Source organism: Citrobacter rodentium NBRC 105723 = DSM 16636 (assembly GCF_021278985.1).
GTDB classification, from domain to species: domain Bacteria; phylum Pseudomonadota; class Gammaproteobacteria; order Enterobacterales; family Enterobacteriaceae; genus Citrobacter_A; species Citrobacter_A rodentium.
Window position 1 is genome coordinate 3,210,731 of record NZ_CP082833.1, and the last position, 15,925, is coordinate 3,226,655.

Sequence of the window (15,925 nt, forward strand, 5' to 3'; positions counted from 1 at the left end):
TGCCGTTTATTTTCCCTGTTTTTTTTGCAGCTCTAAAAGCTGTTCCGGCGTGACCGCCGGGTAGCCCTGCGCATCGTCCGGGATCGGGTGCAGGGCCGGGATCGGCACTAACGGGCCGAGAAAGCGCGGTTCGCGTTTGAACAGATAAAGATCGGCCAGCGCGCCGAAGCGGGCGCCGAATTCGCGTATCCGCACCGACAGCATATCTTTTGGCGACGGTACGGCGTAGCACTGCGCCTGAATGCCCATATGCAGGGCGATAAACAGCGCGCGCTCGCAGTGAAAACGCTGGGTGATAATAATGAAATCGTTGGTATCGAACACCTTACGGGTGCGCACAATCGAATCAAGCGTGCGGAAACCGGCATAATCCAGCACGATATCGGCAGGATCGACGCCTGCGGCAATCAGATCCTTACGCATGGTCATCGGTTCGTTGTAGCTCTGCATCGCGTTGTCGCCGCTCAGCAGCAGATAGTTCACCTTACCGCTGTTATAGGCGTTGAGCGCCCCCTGAATGCGGTAGCGGTAATACTGATTAATCACCCCGGCGCGATAATATTTCGCGGTGCCAAGCACCACGCCGACCTGGCGGTAGGGCAGATCCTGCAATTCATCATAAATGTAGGGCGCGGTTTTCCAGCTCATCCAGCGGTCAAGACCAAGCACGATCAACAGCAGCAAGCCGATCAGGACCAACAGGCTGTAAAACACGCGCTTAAACATGAGGAAAACTCGGTAACGGGATGAAATTTCAATCAGGCTACTGTACCCGCCTGCGAAGCGCAAGAAACAGCAGTCTGATTGGGGGGATTTTCAGCAATGTCCTCACCGGGGAATAGCGCGATTACGCTAACAACAGGCGCCCGATAGTGTTGCAGCCTAACGCTTTCAGCGTGGCGGCGGTGGCGTCCCACTGAATCAGCGCGGCATCGGCTTTTTCCGCCAGCACCGCCCGCTGAATATCGGCAAAAGCATAGCCGTTCAGGTTCAGCAGATTGAGCGCCCCCTGCAGCGGCGGCAGGGTCGGGTTAAAGGCGGCGTTTTCGGCATAGCTGCCGCTGAAGATTTTCCCGTCTTTGCACTCCAGCGCGACGCCGCTCGGCGACTGGCTGTATGGCATATGGCTGCGGTTCGCTGCGGCAATCGCCGCCTGCGCCAGCGCGTCGCCTTGCGCTGCGAAGCCATGATCCTGTTCGTCCATCAGCAGCGATTTAATCTGCAGATCTCTCGGGCCAAAGGCGTCCGGCAAATAGTCGCGCAGGGTAAGCGGTTCGCGTCCCGGCAGATGAATGCGCAGATCCAGCCCGCTGTTCAGTTCATTCATAAACTGGCGGCAGTGGCCGCAGGGAGTGTAGTTGACGGTGATTGCCGCCAGCCCTTTTTCACCGCGCAGCCAGGCGTGGCTGATGGCGCTCTGCTCGGCATGGACGGTTTGCTGCATGGTGGCGCCGAGAAACTCCATATTGCCGCCAAAGTACCACGTCCCGCTAACGCCGCGGGCAATGGCGCCGACGTTAAAATGGGAGAGGGGAGTACAGGCGCAGGCCGCCGCCAGCGGCAGCAGCGCGAATGCCAGCGCGTCTTCATCAAGCCCCGTTGCGGTTTTCAATGCAGAAACCTGCTCACCGGTCAGCAAGGCGGGGAAATGCGTATCCGCCAGAATCGGCGACAGCGCTGACTGCAAATTATCCGCAAGTTGGCCAAAAGCAGTTTGAAAACGTGGGTGCATGGCGTTGCCTCAAAATAATGTAATGGGATCGTAGTGTACGGGCCTGTCAGAGCTTTATATGTGATTTATATCTCATTACCACTGCAACTTATGAAACTTAAATTAAAAATGCGCGACGCATCGCAAATTTTAGCCCAATAATGAAAGAATAATCGGAAACAGGAACGGTGCGACGAGAGAGGTAATGATCCCGCAGATCACCAGCGCCAGCGAGCTGAATGCCCCCTCCTGATAATCCAGCTCCGCACAGCGGGCGGTGCCGAGGGCGTGCGAGGCGGTTCCCATCGCCAGACCGCGTGCGGCTTTGGTACGGATACGCATCGCGTTTAACAGGGTATGACCGAAAACGGCGCCGAGAATGCCGACGAAAATCACGCATACCGCGCTCACCGCCGGGATGCCGCCGATAGTGCCGCCAACCGCCATCGCAATCGGGGTAGTGACCGATTTCGGCAGGACCGAGGCGGCGATCTCCGGCGTGGCGCCCATCAGCAGCGCGACCGAGGTGCCGGTGACCATCGCCACCACGCTGCCGACAAAACAGATGGTAATGATGGATTTCCAGCGGGCGCGGATCTGGTGCAACTGTTCATACAATGGATAGGCCAGCGCCACCACCGCCGGTTGCAGCAGATCGTTTAACACTTTACTGCCTTTGAAATAGTGTTCATAAGGCGTCCCGGTCAGCATCAATAGCGGAATGATCACCACCATCGCCACCAGCAGCGGGTTCAGTAAAGGAAACTTAAAGCGCGCCGCCAGCTTTCGCGCGGCAAAGAAGACCGCTAAGGTCAGCGGCAAAGACCACCAGATATACGCCATCATTTTTTCGATCCTTTCTGTCCAACCACTTTGCGTTCGCCGTGAACCAGGTGCGAGCTCCAGCTGACCACCAGAAAAACCACCAGCGTACTGATGGCGCAGGAGACCACCACCGGACCGAACTGCGCGCGCAGCAGATCAAAATACTGCATCACGCCGACGCCAATCGGTACGAACAGCAGCGCCATATAGCGAATCAATAGGTAGCAGCCGGGGTTAACCCATTTGGCGGGGATGATTTGCAGTGCCAGCAGAACAAACAGGATCAGCATACCGATGATGCTGCCGGAAATGGCGACGGGAAGCAGGGTCGCAATAAAAATGCCCGCATACAGGCAGGCATAGATCAGCACGAACGCGCGTAAATATTGCCAGATGATATTCAGTGTCTTACGCATGGGATACGCCTTAAATGAGATGGATTCATCATACAATTAAACGTTAAAACGTGCTACCGATCACATCATGAATTCTTAGCATACTAAAGATAGACAGCGGGAACACCGGGCGCAGCTCCCGTCTCACCGCTTAAACCTGAGCCAGAAAATGCAGAAAGCGGCTTAACGCGGCGGAGGGCGTCTCATTTTTTCGCCAGAATACCCCGACGCTGCCTTTCTGTTCAATTTTCGGCAGGTTGAGGATCACCAGTTGTCCCTGGCTGGCATAGCGCTGCGCCAGCCGTAGCGAAAGAATGGAGATCATGTCGCTGCTTTGCAGCAGGTTAGTGCTGACGTTCATCGACGCCGACTCAATGGTATTTTCCGGCAGCATCACGCCGTTATCGACCAGCGCGTTGTCAATACTGATGCGGATGGGTGTTCCCGTCGGCCAGACTATCCAGCGCCAGTCGGCCAGATCGCTCCAGCTGAGGCTGGCGTAGCGGGCGAGGGGATGATGGGGACGGGCGACGAAACAGACGGGTTCGGTGTACAGCACCTGGTAATTGAGAGGAAGCTGTAGCGCCCGGCCGCCGACGCGACCGACCACCACATCCACCGAACCGGCCAGCAGATCGTGAAGCAGCGGGGTCATCACCTTTTCTTCGATATTCAGATGCAGCGTCGGCATCTCGCCGATCAGACTGAGGATGGCCTGGGAAACGCAGTCGGTCGCCACCGGCGAACAGCCGATTTTCAGACTGCCTACCAGTCCGCCCGCCTTGAAGCGGGCAATTTCATACTGCGAGCGCTCCATATCGTTGATCAGCCGTTGGGCATGTTGCAGCAGCAGTTTGCCGCCTTCAGAGGGGCGAAGCCCCTTACTGTGACGCTCAAAAAGCGTGAGTCCGATCTCATCTTCAAGCTGCGACAGCCATTTTGACAGCGCTGGCTGAGTGATATTCATCATCCGCGCCACCTGGGTGAGATTTCCCTGCTCGCCCAGCGCCACCAGCGTTTGCAGGTGGTGAAGCTTCAGTTTTTGCGCCCAGTTTGCCATCTGCGATAACCCCCAGGTTATGTCTCTGCCTGAAAACCCATTGTACATTTTATCGGCGAGTCTACAAACTCGTAACATATCAAAAACAAAAGAACGACTTACCCTACCTGCACCGAGGCATTCACTATGACTCAACGACGCGAACTACAGGCCCTGATCGACGCCGCGCCGGTCGGCAAAACCCAGTGGCGGGTGATCATCTGCTGCTTCCTGGTGGTGATGCTTGACGGCTTTGATACGGCGGCCATTGGTTTTATCGCTCCCGATATTCGTCTGCAGTGGCAATTGACCGCCGGAGAACTTGCGCCGCTGTTTGGCGCGGGGCTGCTCGGACTCACCGCCGGCGCGCTGCTGTGCGGGCCGCTCTCTGACCGGTTTGGCCGTAAGCGCGTGATCGAGCTCTGCGTACTGCTGTTTGGCGCGCTGAGCCTGCTGTCAGCCTTCTCGCCGGATCTGCAAACGCTGGTGATTTTGCGCTTCCTTACCGGACTGGGGCTTGGCGGCGCGATGCCGAACACCATCACCATGACCTCGGAATACCTGCCCGCGCGGCGGCGCGGCGCGCTGGTGACCCTGATGTTCTGCGGTTTTACGCTCGGTTCGGCGCTGGGCGGCATTGTCAGCGCGCAGCTGGTAGCGGTTATCGGCTGGCACGGCATTTTGGTGCTGGGCGGCGTGCTGCCGCTGATCCTGTTCGTCGCGCTGTTATTTGTTCTGCCGGAGTCGCCGCGCTGGCAGGTACGTCGCCAACTGCCGCAGACGACCATCGCCCGGACGGTCAGCGCGATCACCAGCGAGCGCTACGACGACACCCATTTCTTTCTTAATGAAACCGCCGCAACGGCAACAGGCAGCATCCGTCAGCTTTTTGTTGGCCGCCAGTTGCCCATTACCCTGATGCTATGGGTGGTGTTCTTTATGAGCCTGCTGATTATCTATCTGCTCTCCAGCTGGCTACCGACGCTGCTTAACCACCGCGGAATTAACCTGCAGCAGGCCTCGTGGGTGACGGCAGCTTTCCAGGTTGGCGGGACGCTGGGCGCGCTGGCGCTGGGGGTACTGATGGACAAACACAATCCGTTTCGGGTGCTGGCCCTCAGCTATGCGCTGGGCGCGGTGTGCATCGTCATGATTGGGCTGAGCGAAAACGGCCTGTGGCTGATGGCGCTGGCGATTTTTGGCACCGGGGTGGGGATCAGCGGATCGCAGGTCGGCCTCAATGCGTTAACCGCCACCCTCTATCCCACCCAAAGCCGCGCGACGGGCGTCAGCTGGTCGAACGCGGTGGGTCGCTGCGGGGCGATTGTCGGCTCGCTTTCCGGCGGCGTGATGATGGCGATGAATTTCTCATTCGACACGCTGTTTTTCATTATCGCTGTCCCGGCGGCGATTAGCGCGGTGATGTTAACCCTGCTGATTGTGGTCGTCCGCCGACCAGCCTCTGTCCCTGAGTCCCTGCCGCATTCCGGCGGTATGGTGAACGAATAAGGAGAATCCCTATGTCTGAACATAATCAGGATGTTAAAAACAACCGCCAGCAGTTTTACCAGCATATTTCCGGGCAAAACCTGACCCCGCTGTGGGAGTCGCTGCACCATCTGGTGCCGCAGACGCCGAACGCCAACTGCGCGCCTGCCTACTGGAACTATCAGGAAATTCGCCCGCTGCTGCTGGAAAGCGGCAACCTGATCGGCGCGAAAGAGGCGGTACGCCGCGTGCTGGTGCTGGAAAATCCGATGCTGCGCGGTCAGTCCTCAATCACCTCCACGCTCTATGCCGGGCTGCAACTGATCATGCCGGGCGAGGTCGCGCCGAGCCACCGTCATAACCAGTCGGCGCTGCGTTTTATCGTGGAGGGGAAAGGGGCGTTTACCGCCGTGGACGGCGAGAGGACGCAAATGCACGCCGGTGATTTTATTCTGACGCCGCAGTGGCAGTGGCACGATCACGGAAATCCGGGCGCTGAGCCGGTTATCTGGCTGGACGGTCTGGATCTGCCGCTGGTGAATATTCTCGGCTGCGGCTTTGCGGAGGATTATCCGGAAGATCAGCAGCCGGTGACGCGTAAAGAGGGCGATTATCTGCCGCGCTATGCCGCCAATATGCTGCCGCTGCGCCAGCAAAAGGGTAACTCATCGCCAATCTTCAACTATCGCTATGACCGCAGCCGCGAGGCGCTGCACGATCTGACCCGCTTTGGCGACGCCGACGAGTGGGACGGCTATAAATTACGCTACGTCAATCCGGTGACCGGCGGCTATCCGATGCCGTCGATGGCCACCTTCCTGCAACTGCTGCCAAAAGGCTTTGTCTCGCGCGTGGCGCGTACCACCGACAGCACTATTTACCACGTGGTGGAGGGCGCGGGCGAAGTGACCATCGGCAACGAGACGTTCACCTTTGTCGCCAAAGATATTTTTGTCGCGCCGACCTGGCACGGCGTGTCGTTTAAATCCACCGATGACACCGTGTTATTCAGCTTTTCTGACCGGCCGGTACAGGAAGCGCTCGGGCTGTTCCGCGAAGCCCGCTATTAATAAGGGAGAGAATGATGACTCAGTATGTATTTGCACCACAGGCGCCAGTAAGCGTCCCTGTTGTCGGCAGCGATAAACAATTTCCGGTGCGCCGCGTGTATTGCGTCGGGCGCAACTATGCCGCCCATGCCCGTGAAATGGGCTTCGATCCGGATCGTGAGCCGCCGTTCTTCTTCTGCAAGCCTGCCGATGCGGTGGTGCCGGTTGCGGCGGGTGAAACGCTCGCGCTGCCGTATCCGGCGCAGACCGATAACTACCACTATGAAATAGAGCTGGTGGTGGCTATTGGTAAAAAGGGTAGCGATATTCCCGTAGAAAAGGCCCATGAATATATCTGGGGCTACGCCACCGGGCTGGATATGACCCGCCGCGACCGCCAGATGGAGATGCGCCAGATGGGACGTCCCTGGGAGATTGGCAAAGCGTTTGACCTCTCCGCGCCCATCGCGCCGCTGCACCCAGTCAGCGACGCGGCGGAGGTGAATACTGCGCCGATCTGGCTACAGGTCAACGGCGAGGATCATCAGCGCAGCGACATTCGTCACCTGATCTGGTCGGTTAACGAAACCATCAGCTACCTGTCCGGCTTCTTTGAGCTGCAGCCGGGCGATTTGATTTTCACCGGCACGCCGGAAGGCGTCGGCGCGGTGGTAAAAGGCGATGTCATCACCGGCAACGTGGACGGGTTAACGCCCATCGCCGTGAAGATTGTCTGAGGTGGCCCATGAAACTGTACAGTTTTTTTAACAGTTCGGCGTCATACCGCGTACGTATTGCGCTGGCGCTGAAAGGCATCGGCTACCAGACGGTTGGCGTCAATATCCGCGCCGGGCAGCAAAACGAGCTGGCCTACCGGCGGATGAACCCGGTCGGGCTGGTGCCGACGCTGGTATCCGATGATGGCGAAGCGCTCGGCCAGTCGCTGGCGATTATTGACTGGCTGGACCGGCACTTCCCGCAGTCGCCACTGCTGCCCGCCAGCGATCCGGCGCGCAGCCAGGTCCTGGAAATCGTCTATGCCATCGCCTGCGATATCCATCCGGTGAATAACCTGCGGGTGCTGCGCTACCTCAGCGAAGAGCTGAAGGTCAGCGAAGGGGAGGTAAAACGCTGGTACGCGCACTGGATCCAGCAGGGGCTGAGCGCGGTCGAACAGCTGCTGCGCAAGAGCCAGACGTCGCCGTACTGCGTCGGAAATCGCCCAACGCTTGCCGACTGTTGCCTGATCCCGCAGTGGGCGAACGCGTTGCGCATGGGGTGTGATTTACATGCGTATCCGCGTTGTAAAGCGGTGTATGACGCCTGTATGCAGCTGCCAGCGTTTATCGCCGCCGCACCCGAAAATCAACAAGACAAACTTTCGGCCTGAGAAGGAGAAACATAATGGCTAACGTGACGAGCGCAATTATCGTCGGCGGCGGAATCGGTGGCGCGGCTACCGCGCTTTCGCTGGCGCGGCAGGGCATCAAAGTCATGCTGCTGGAAAAAGCGCATGAGATCGGTGAAATCGGCGCCGGTATCCAGCTTGGTCCCAACGCCTTCTCGGCGCTGGACAGCCTCGGCGTCGGCGAAGTCGCGCGCCAGCGGGCGGTGTTTACCGACCACATCACCATGATGGATGCGGTCAATGCTGAAGAAGTGGTGCATATTGAAACCGGCCAGGCCTTTCGCGACCATTTTGGCGGACCTTACGCGGTGATTCACCGGGTTGATATTCACGCTTCGGTGTGGGAAGCGGTGCTGACTCACCCTGACGTTGAATACCGGACCTCCACTAACGTGGTCGATATCCGTGAAACGCCGGATGAGGTCACGGTTTTTGACGAGCAGGGCAACAGCTGGACGGCGGATATTCTGGTTGGCTGCGACGGGGTGAAGTCGGTGGTGCGCCAGAGCCTGCTCGGCGACTCGCCGCGCGTCACCGGTCACGTGGTCTATCGGGCGGTGATTGACTGCAACGATATGCCGGAAGACCTGCGCATCAATGCGCCGGTACTCTGGGCCGGGCCGCACTGCCACCTCGTTCACTATCCGCTGCGCGGCGGCAGACAGTACAATCTGGTGGTCACCTTCCACAGCCGCCAGCAGGAGGAGTGGGGCGTGAAGGACGGCAGTAAAGAAGAAGTGCTCTCCTATTTTGCCGGTATCCACCCGCGTCCGCGTCAGATGCTGGATAAGCCGACCTCATGGCGTCGCTGGTCCACCGCCGATCGCGAGCCGGTGGCAAAGTGGGGCACCGGGCGGATTACCCTGGTGGGCGACGCCGCGCATCCGGTGGCGCAGTATATGGCGCAGGGGGCGTGTATGGCGCTGGAAGATGCGGTCACGCTGGGTAAAGCGCTGGAAAAATGCGATGGCGATGCGGAAAAAGCGTTCGCGCTGTATGAGTCGGTGCGTATCCCGCGCACCGCGCGCATTGTCTGGTCCACCCGCGAAATGGGCCGCGTGTATCACGCCGCAGGCGTCGAGCGTCAGGTACGTAACCTGTTGTGGAAAGGCAAATCACAGGCGGAGTTTTACCGCGCGATGGAATGGCTGTACGGCTGGAAAGAAGATAACTGCCTGCTGCCGCGCTAGTATTTGGCCCGCCCGGCCTGGAACAGTGTTTCACCGTAGGCCGGATAAGGCGTTACGCCGCCATCCGGCAAAAGGTTTTGCTCAACGCAGAGAGGCGCTATGATAGCGCCTCTTTTTCTGCGGGTAACGATATGCGTGTTTTACTGGCGCCGATGGAAGGCGTACTTGACTCCCTGGTACGCGAACTTCTGACGGAAGTGAATGACTACGATTTATGCATCAGCGAATTCGTGCGCGTGGTGGATCAACTTCTGCCGGTGAAAGTGTTTCATCGACTCTGCCCGGAACTGAAAAACGGCAGCCGTACACCCTCCGGCACCCTCGTGCGCGTTCAGCTGCTGGGGCAATATCCGCAATGGCTGGCGGAAAACGCTGCCCGCGCCGTTGAGCTGGGCTCTTATGGCGTCGATTTAAACTGCGGCTGTCCGTCGAAAATGGTTAACGGCAGCGGCGGCGGGGCGACGCTGCTGAAAGACCCTGAACTTATCTATCAGGGCGCGAAAGCCATGCGCGAGGCGGTGCCTGCGCATCTGCCGGTAACGGTAAAAGTGCGTCTCGGCTGGGACAGCGGCGACAGAAAATTCGAAATCGCCGACGCCGTGCAACAGGCGGGCGCCACGGAGCTGGTGGTGCATGGCCGGACCAAAGAGCAGGGCTACAAAGCTGAACACATCAACTGGCAGGCAATTGGCGAAATTCGTCAGCGCCTGTCCATCCCGGTTATCGCCAACGGTGAGATCCGGGACTGGCAAAGCGCCTAGGAGTGCCTGGCGGCGACCGGCTGCGATGCGGTCATGATTGGCCGCGGCGCGCTGAATATTCCCAACCTCAGCCGGGTGGTGAAGTACAACCAGCCGCGGATGCCGTGGCCGGAAGTGGTGGCGCTGCTGCAAAAATATACCCGCCTGGAAAATCAGGGCGACACCGGACTGTATCACGTGGCGCGCATTAAGCAGTGGCTGGGTTATTTACGTAAAGAATATGACGAGGCGACGGCGCTATTTCAGCAGATTCGCGCATTAAATCACTCTCCGGACATCGCCCGGGCAATCCAGGCGATAGATATCGCCTGATGACAGGCCGGGTGAGCGTCGCCACCCGGCACAGCCATCAGAAAATCATCTTAAACACGCCGGTCACCACCAACAATCCAATCAGAAAAATAATCAAAATAACCCACAGTAAAATCTTCATTGGCGTTCCCTTATTGGTAAGTTCAGATTAAGTATAGGAAAACTTCAGCAACCTGCCGCCGGGATTTTGTCCGCTAATGCGTGAGCATATACATCCACTGAATTAATGGTGGTGTTGGTATTTATATTGAAAATACATTGCCGGATATGACGGTTATTTGCCAAAGATGTTTTGCCACGCGTAACTAAAAAACGCCCCGTAACAACGGGTAAGCTCCGCGCACCATTTCTTATCAGTCTGTCTTAATGAATCATTACTCTTTACACGCGATGAAAGCGTGCTTGCCGCTGGCTATTCTGCTGGCGGGGTGTGCTCCCATGCACGACGTTAAGCCTGCGTTGACTCAGCAGCTACCCGCCTCACATGTGGACACTTCCTTACCGGCTGCGCTGCAACAGGGCTGGCCGGACAGTCAATGGTGGCTGGCCTGGCACGATCCGCAACTGAATGACTTAATTGCCCGCGCGCTGAAAAACTCGCCGGATATGCAGGTCGCTGAGCAGCGCATTCAGCTGGCGGAAGCGCAGGCGAAAGCAACGGAGGCGCAGGACGGCCCGCAGCTGGATTTCTCAGGGGATATTGAACGACAGAAAATGTCGGCGGAAGGCTTAATGGGGCCGTTTGCAATCACCGATCCCGCTGCGGGCACCACCGGGCCGTGGTACACCAACGGGACGTTCGGCTTAACCGGCGGCTGGGATCTCGATTTATGGGGAAAAAATCGCGCGGAGGTGACAGCGCGGATCGGGGCGGTGAAAGCGCGGGAGGCCGAGCGTGAACAGACCCGCCAGCTGCTCGCCAGCAGCGTGACGCGACTGTACTGGGAGTGGCAGACCGAGGCCGCGCTCGGCAATGTGCTGCGCCAGATAGCGCAGGAGCAGCGCAATATTATCAATACCGATCGCCAGCTGTATGAGAACGGTATTACCTCTTCCGTCGAGGGGGTCGAAACGGATATCGACGTCAGCAAAACGCAGCAGCAGCTGAATGACGTCGCCGGAAAAATGAAGGTGATTGAGGCGCGGCTGAGCGCGCTGACTAACGCCCAGGCGTCGTCGGTGGCGCTGCATCAGGTAAACCTGCCGGAAGTGGAGGGGCGGTTGCCCGCGAAGCTGGGCTACGATCTGCTGGCGCGCAGAGCGGATTTACAGGCGGCGCACTGGTATATCGAGTCGTCCCTCAGCAGCGTGGAGGCGGCGAAAGCGGCGTTTTATCCGGATATTAACGTCATGGCTTTTCTGCAACAGGATGCGCTGCATCTGAGCGATCTGTTTCGCAGCTCCGCGCAGCAAACGGGCGTCACCGCCGGGCTGACGCTGCCCATTTTCGACAGCGGCAGGCTGAACGCCAGTCTGGATATCGCCCGCACCCGGAGCAATTTGTCCGTCGCCAGCTACAACAAAGCGGTGGTGGATGCGGTGAACGAAGTGGCCCGCGCCGCCAGTCAGGTCGGGACGCTGGCGCAAAAAAATCAGCATCAGCAGCAAATTGAGCACGACGCCAGGCGGGTGGTGAATCTGGCGGAAGCGCGGTTTAAGGCCGGGATCGTTGCCGGTTCCCGCGTCAGTCAGGCGAAAATTCCGGCGCTACGCGAGCAGGGCAACGGCCTTATTTTACAGGGCCAGTGGCTGGACGCCTCCGTTCAGCTGACCAGCGCGCTCGGCGGCGGCTATCATCAGTCGTGATTTTTCCGCTTGTCTCAGACTGAATTTCTATACTTAGGGTTCAGTTTGATATAACCGGAGGATGTTATGACAAAAGTGGCGATAGTCACCGCTTCTGATTCAGGTATTGGTAAGGCGTGCGCGCTACAGCTGGCGCAGCAGGGATTTGATATTGGGATCACCTGGCACTCGGATGAGCAGGGGGCGCGGAAGACGGCGCAAGAGGTGATGAAGCACGGCGTGCGCGCCGAGACCATTCAGCTAGATCTCAGCGTGCTGCCCGAAGGCGCGCAGGCTCTCGAACAGCTTATTACCCGGCTGGGGCGGATAGATGTGCTGGTGAATAACGCCGGTACAATGAGCAAAGCCGGGTTTCTGGAGCTGCCCTTTGCCGACTGGCGGCAGATCTTTACGGTGGACGTCGACGGGGCGTTTCTCTGCTCGCAGCTGGCCGCTCGCCAGATGGTTAAACAGGGGCAGGGTGGGCGAATTATCAATATCACCTCGGTGCATGAGCACACGCCGCTGCCGGAGGCCAGCGCCTACACCGCCGCCAAACACGCCCTCGGCGGTCTTACCAAAGCTATGGCGCTGGAGCTGGTTAAACACAACATACTGGTGAACGCCGTGGCGCCGGGCGCTATCGCCACGCCGATGAACGATATGGATGACAGCGACGTTAAGCCCGGCTCTGAACCCACCATTCCGCTGGGTCGACCGGGGTTAACGCGGGAGATTGCCGGCATGGTCGGCTGGCTGTGTTCGGACGGGGCGAGCTACACTACCGGCCAGTCGCTGATTGTCGACGGCGGCTTTATGCTCGCCAACCCGCAGTTTAAGCCGGAATAAACCAGGACGGAATACCCCTTAATCGGCCCGGCGGCGGCTGCGTCGCTTCAGCCACCAGCGCACGCCGATCACCAGTACGATCGCCAGTATCAGCCAGATCCAGTGTTTAAGATGCTGATCGAGACTGTGCAGCCATGGGGCAATCACTTCGCCACCCATATAGCCGAGGGTGGTGAAGATAGATGCCCAGACCAGCGCGCCGAGGATATTCAGCGGCAGGAAAATTTTCGGCGGCAGATGGCTTGCGCCAATCAGCAGAGGGCCAATGATGCGAAAGCCGTACATAAAGCGGGTGCCGATAACGAATAAATAGGGGCGACGCTGGATCATCTTCTGCGCCCGGCGGATTTTATCGCGATGGCGTGAAAAGCGGCGCAGAAGCCTGCCGCCGTAGCAACGTCCCAGCAGATACAGCACCTGATCGCCAATCATGCCGCCCAGGGCGACGGCTATCACCACCAGCGGGAACGTCAGTAATCCCTGATGCGCGGCGACGCCGCCAAGCAGGGTAATGGTTTCACCTTCCGCCATGCTGCCGATAACCAGCGCGGCGTAACCGTATTGCGCAATAAGAGCGTTTATATCCATACGTCTGAATGACCTCCGCACGCTTAAGCATACACCTTGCGAAATTTTGTTGCCGGAAAAGGGCGGGGAATGACTCGCGGTAATCTTCCTTGTCTGTACATAAAATAATCAAAAAGCGCATTATACTTGAGGTGTTAAGGTCCGGAACGGATAACAAGGGGGCGGTATGAACCATGTCTGGGGGCTGTTTTCCCATCCCGATCGTGAAATGCAGGTTATCAGGCGTGAAAACGAAACGGTTTCGCATCATTACACCCATCATGTGCTGTTGATGGCGGCGATCCCGGTAATCTGCGCGTTTATTGGCACCACGCAAATCGGCTGGAATTTCGGCGACGGCAACGTGCTGAAACTCTCTCTGCTTACCGGATTTGCGCTGGCGATTCTTTTCTACGCCGTGATGCTGGCCGGCGTGGCGGTCATGGGGCGTGTTATCTGGTGGATGGCGCGGAGTTATCCGCAGCGCCCGTCGCTGACGCACTGCATGGTCTTTGCCGGATACGTCGCCACGCCGCTGTTCCTGAGCGGCATCGTGGCGCTCTATCCGCTGGTGTGGCTGTGCGCGCTGGTGGGAACCATCGCGCTGTTCTACACCGGTTATTTACTCTATCTGGGTATTCCAACTTTTCTGAATATTAATAAAGAAGAGGGGTTGAGTTTTTCCAGCTCGACGCTGGCCATTGGCGTGCTGGTGCTGGAGATTTTACTGGCGCTTACCGTCATCCTGTGGGGATACGGATATCGGGTATTTTAATCGACACGCTGCATTGTTGGCGTAAAAGCCAGCAATGCAGCATTTGCTGACGATTCTTTTATGGCGACGCAGTCATTCGCTCGCTATGATTCTTTCGCTAGCTTGAGTAAATTCCTGCTCCAGCGGTGCGTGTTTCCCCACGCGTGAACCATTTTCTGAAGTCTCATCATGCTGAAATTCCGAGTTTCTATTCTGAGCCTAGCGCTGATGCTGGCGGTGCCTTTTGCGCCGCAGGCAGCGGTGAAAGCGACAGCGACGACAGTGGCCTCGCAACCTGAGATCGCCTCCGGTAGCGCGATGATCGTCGATCTGAACACCAATAAGGTGATCTACGCTAACCATCCGGATCTGGTGCGTCCGATTGCCTCGATAACCAAATTAATGACGGCGATGGTGGTGCTTGATGCGCGACTGCCGCTGGACGAAAAGCTGAAGGTTGATATCAGCCAGACGCCGGAGATGAAAGGCATCTACTCCCGCGTGCGTCTGAACAGTGAAATCAGTCGTAAAAATATGCTGCTGCTGGCGCTGATGTCCTCGGAAAACCGGGCGGCGGCAAGCCTAGCGCATCACTATCCGGGCGGCTATAACGCCTTTATTAAGGCGATGAACGCGAAGGCGAAGGCGCTCGGTATGAGCCATACCCGCTTTGTCGAACCGACGGGGCTGTCCATTCACAACGTCTCCACCGCGCGGGATCTCACCCGGTTACTGATCGCCAGCAAGCAATATCCGCTGATCGGCCAGTTAAGCACCACGCGTGAAGATATGGCAACTTTCTCGAACCCGGCGTATACGCTGCCGTTTCGCAATACCAACCACCTGGTGTATCGCGATAACTGGAATATCCAGCTGACCAAAACCGGCTTTACCAACGCGGCGGGCCACTGTCTGGTGATGCGCACGCTGATCAATAACAAACCGGTCGCGCTGGTGGTGATGGACGCCTTTGGCAAATATACCCATTTTGCCGATGCCAGCCGTTTACGCACCTGGATTGAAACCGGTAAGGTGATGCCGGTTCCGGCAGCGGCGTTAAGCTATAAAAAGCAAAAAGCCGCGCAGATGGCGCAGCAAACCGCGCAAAACGACTAATACCCGCCATTCGGCAAGGTTGATAAATTATGATTTGTAGGCCGGATAAGGCCTACATAGGTTCCAGAAAGATGGAAAACGTAAATTCAAAACTCCAGCAGATTGGCCTCACTTTACACTCGAGCAGGCCAGCCAGCGCTATGCAGAATTAGCAGCAATGACGCATACATTACGAACTGATATTTTCGTAAAAAAATGCGTTATGGAACGTTGAAAGAGTTATTTAGTCCATACATTACATATAAAGAGCGTGAAGGACACAGGAGCACAGTTAATAAATATAAGTTACTTCTTGACCAACTAATCAAATGAGGGTTAGCTACAGGCAATGAGAAGAAATGTTATGATTATATTCTTGAGAAGAGAGACTACCTTAAAATGGAAAAGAGAGATCCATATACTTCTATCAAATAAAAGTCTGGATGGAATTAATAGTATTATCGACAAAAAAGAAACGTTATAACACATTTGGAATTTATATAGTTTTTATAGTGGTATTTTTAGCCTGAATAAAAAAGTAATGAATCAGCTTTTTTTTGCGTTTTTTGTGAAGTATATCTCAGCATTTATCAAAGAAATAAAGTGTTATTTTAATTTCAAAGTAAGAATGATGAGTGAAATGTACTTTGTTCAAGAGAAAAAGACACTACAATATTTATATAAATATGAACTATGG

The 15,925-nt window shown here is 56.9% G+C and carries 16 protein-coding genes and 1 pseudogene; 10 read left to right on the forward strand and 7 right to left on the reverse strand.

What is annotated here, in order from left to right; translation table 11 throughout:
* Positions 1–6: 6 nt before the first annotated feature.
* From sanA to K7R23_RS15115, 5 genes are all read right to left on the reverse strand, one after another.
* Complete coding sequence (gene sanA, locus K7R23_RS15095; RefSeq protein ID WP_012906472.1) at positions 7–726, reverse strand: outer membrane permeability protein SanA; 720 nt, start codon at positions 724–726, stop codon at positions 7–9.
* Between the two features lie 121 nt (positions 727–847).
* Complete coding sequence (gene cdd, locus K7R23_RS15100; RefSeq protein ID WP_012906471.1) at positions 848–1,732, reverse strand: cytidine deaminase; 885 nt, start codon at positions 1,730–1,732, stop codon at positions 848–850.
* Positions 1,733–1,861: 129 nt separating this feature from the next.
* On the reverse strand, positions 1,862–2,557 hold the full coding sequence (locus K7R23_RS15105) for a CidB/LrgB family autolysis modulator (RefSeq protein WP_012906470.1): 696 nt from the start codon (positions 2,555–2,557) through the stop codon (positions 1,862–1,864).
* Entirely contained in the window at positions 2,554–2,952 is a 399-nt protein-coding gene (locus K7R23_RS15110) for a CidA/LrgA family protein (RefSeq protein WP_012906469.1), read from the reverse strand. Before K7R23_RS15110 ends, K7R23_RS15105 begins: the two co-directional genes overlap by 4 nt.
* A 130-nt stretch (positions 2,953–3,082) precedes the next feature.
* Positions 3,083–3,991 (reverse strand): LysR family transcriptional regulator, encoded by a 909-nt coding sequence (locus K7R23_RS15115; RefSeq protein ID WP_012906468.1) that lies wholly within the window; start codon positions 3,989–3,991, stop codon positions 3,083–3,085.
* A 126-nt stretch (positions 3,992–4,117) separates the two neighbouring features.
* Between K7R23_RS15115 and mhbT the strand changes: the two genes are divergently transcribed.
* The 6 genes and pseudogenes from mhbT to dusC all read left to right on the forward strand — a co-directional run bounded on the left by mhbT (position 4,118) and on the right by dusC (position 10,178).
* A complete protein-coding gene (gene mhbT, locus K7R23_RS15120) occupies positions 4,118–5,479 on the forward strand; it encodes a 3-hydroxybenzoate transporter MhbT (RefSeq protein ID WP_012906467.1) in 1,362 nt (453 codons plus the stop codon).
* Between the two features lie 11 nt (positions 5,480–5,490).
* Positions 5,491–6,528 carry a gentisate 1,2-dioxygenase gene (gene gtdA / locus K7R23_RS15125; RefSeq protein WP_012906466.1) on the forward strand — a complete coding sequence of 346 codons (1,038 nt, stop codon included), beginning with the start codon at positions 5,491–5,493 and terminating at the stop codon, positions 6,526–6,528.
* A 14-nt stretch (positions 6,529–6,542) separates the two neighbouring features.
* Positions 6,543–7,244, forward strand: a complete 702-nt coding sequence (locus K7R23_RS15130) for a fumarylacetoacetate hydrolase family protein (RefSeq protein WP_012906465.1) — start codon at positions 6,543–6,545, stop codon at positions 7,242–7,244.
* An 8-nt stretch (positions 7,245–7,252) separates the two neighbouring features.
* Positions 7,253–7,897 carry a maleylacetoacetate isomerase gene (gene maiA / locus K7R23_RS15135; protein ID WP_012906464.1) on the forward strand — a complete coding sequence of 215 codons (645 nt, stop codon included), beginning with the start codon at positions 7,253–7,255 and terminating at the stop codon, positions 7,895–7,897.
* Between the two features lie 14 nt (positions 7,898–7,911).
* A complete protein-coding gene (locus K7R23_RS15140) occupies positions 7,912–9,105 on the forward strand; it encodes a 3-hydroxybenzoate 6-monooxygenase (protein WP_012906463.1) in 1,194 nt (397 codons plus the stop codon).
* Positions 9,106–9,236: 131 nt separating this feature from the next.
* A pseudogene (gene dusC, locus K7R23_RS15145) lies at positions 9,237–10,178 on the forward strand (tRNA dihydrouridine(16) synthase DusC).
* Positions 10,179–10,215: 37 nt separating this feature from the next.
* Here the strand turns inward: dusC and yohP are convergent.
* Complete coding sequence (yohP, locus tag K7R23_RS26050) at positions 10,216–10,299, reverse strand: small membrane protein YohP (RefSeq protein WP_015572324.1); 84 nt, start codon at positions 10,297–10,299, stop codon at positions 10,216–10,218.
* 245 nt (positions 10,300–10,544) lie between these two features.
* On the opposite strand from yohP, the gene mdtQ reads away from it, so the two are divergent.
* A complete protein-coding gene (gene mdtQ, locus K7R23_RS15150; protein WP_012906462.1) occupies positions 10,545–11,984 on the forward strand; it encodes a multidrug resistance outer membrane protein MdtQ in 1,440 nt (479 codons plus the stop codon).
* Positions 11,985–12,050: 66 nt separating this feature from the next.
* Positions 12,051–12,812 carry an SDR family oxidoreductase gene (locus K7R23_RS15155; RefSeq protein WP_012906461.1) on the forward strand — a complete coding sequence of 254 codons (762 nt, stop codon included), beginning with the start codon at positions 12,051–12,053 and terminating at the stop codon, positions 12,810–12,812.
* An 18-nt stretch (positions 12,813–12,830) separates the two neighbouring features.
* Here the strand turns inward: K7R23_RS15155 and K7R23_RS15160 are convergent, their stop codons facing one another.
* Positions 12,831–13,400, reverse strand: a complete 570-nt coding sequence (locus K7R23_RS15160) for a DedA family protein (protein ID WP_024132750.1) — start codon at positions 13,398–13,400, stop codon at positions 12,831–12,833.
* A gap of 166 nt (positions 13,401–13,566) precedes the next feature.
* Here K7R23_RS15160 and K7R23_RS15165 point away from each other — a divergent pair, with 166 nt between their 5' ends.
* Both K7R23_RS15165 and pbpG read left to right on the forward strand, forming a co-directional pair.
* Positions 13,567–14,154: a Yip1 family protein gene (locus K7R23_RS15165; protein WP_012906459.1), complete on the forward strand. Its 588-nt coding sequence runs from the start codon at positions 13,567–13,569 to the stop codon at positions 14,152–14,154.
* A 168-nt stretch (positions 14,155–14,322) separates the two neighbouring features.
* Entirely contained in the window at positions 14,323–15,249 is a 927-nt protein-coding gene (gene pbpG / locus K7R23_RS15170) for a D-alanyl-D-alanine endopeptidase (protein ID WP_012906458.1), read from the forward strand.
* The last annotated feature ends 676 nt before the right edge of the window (positions 15,250–15,925 follow it).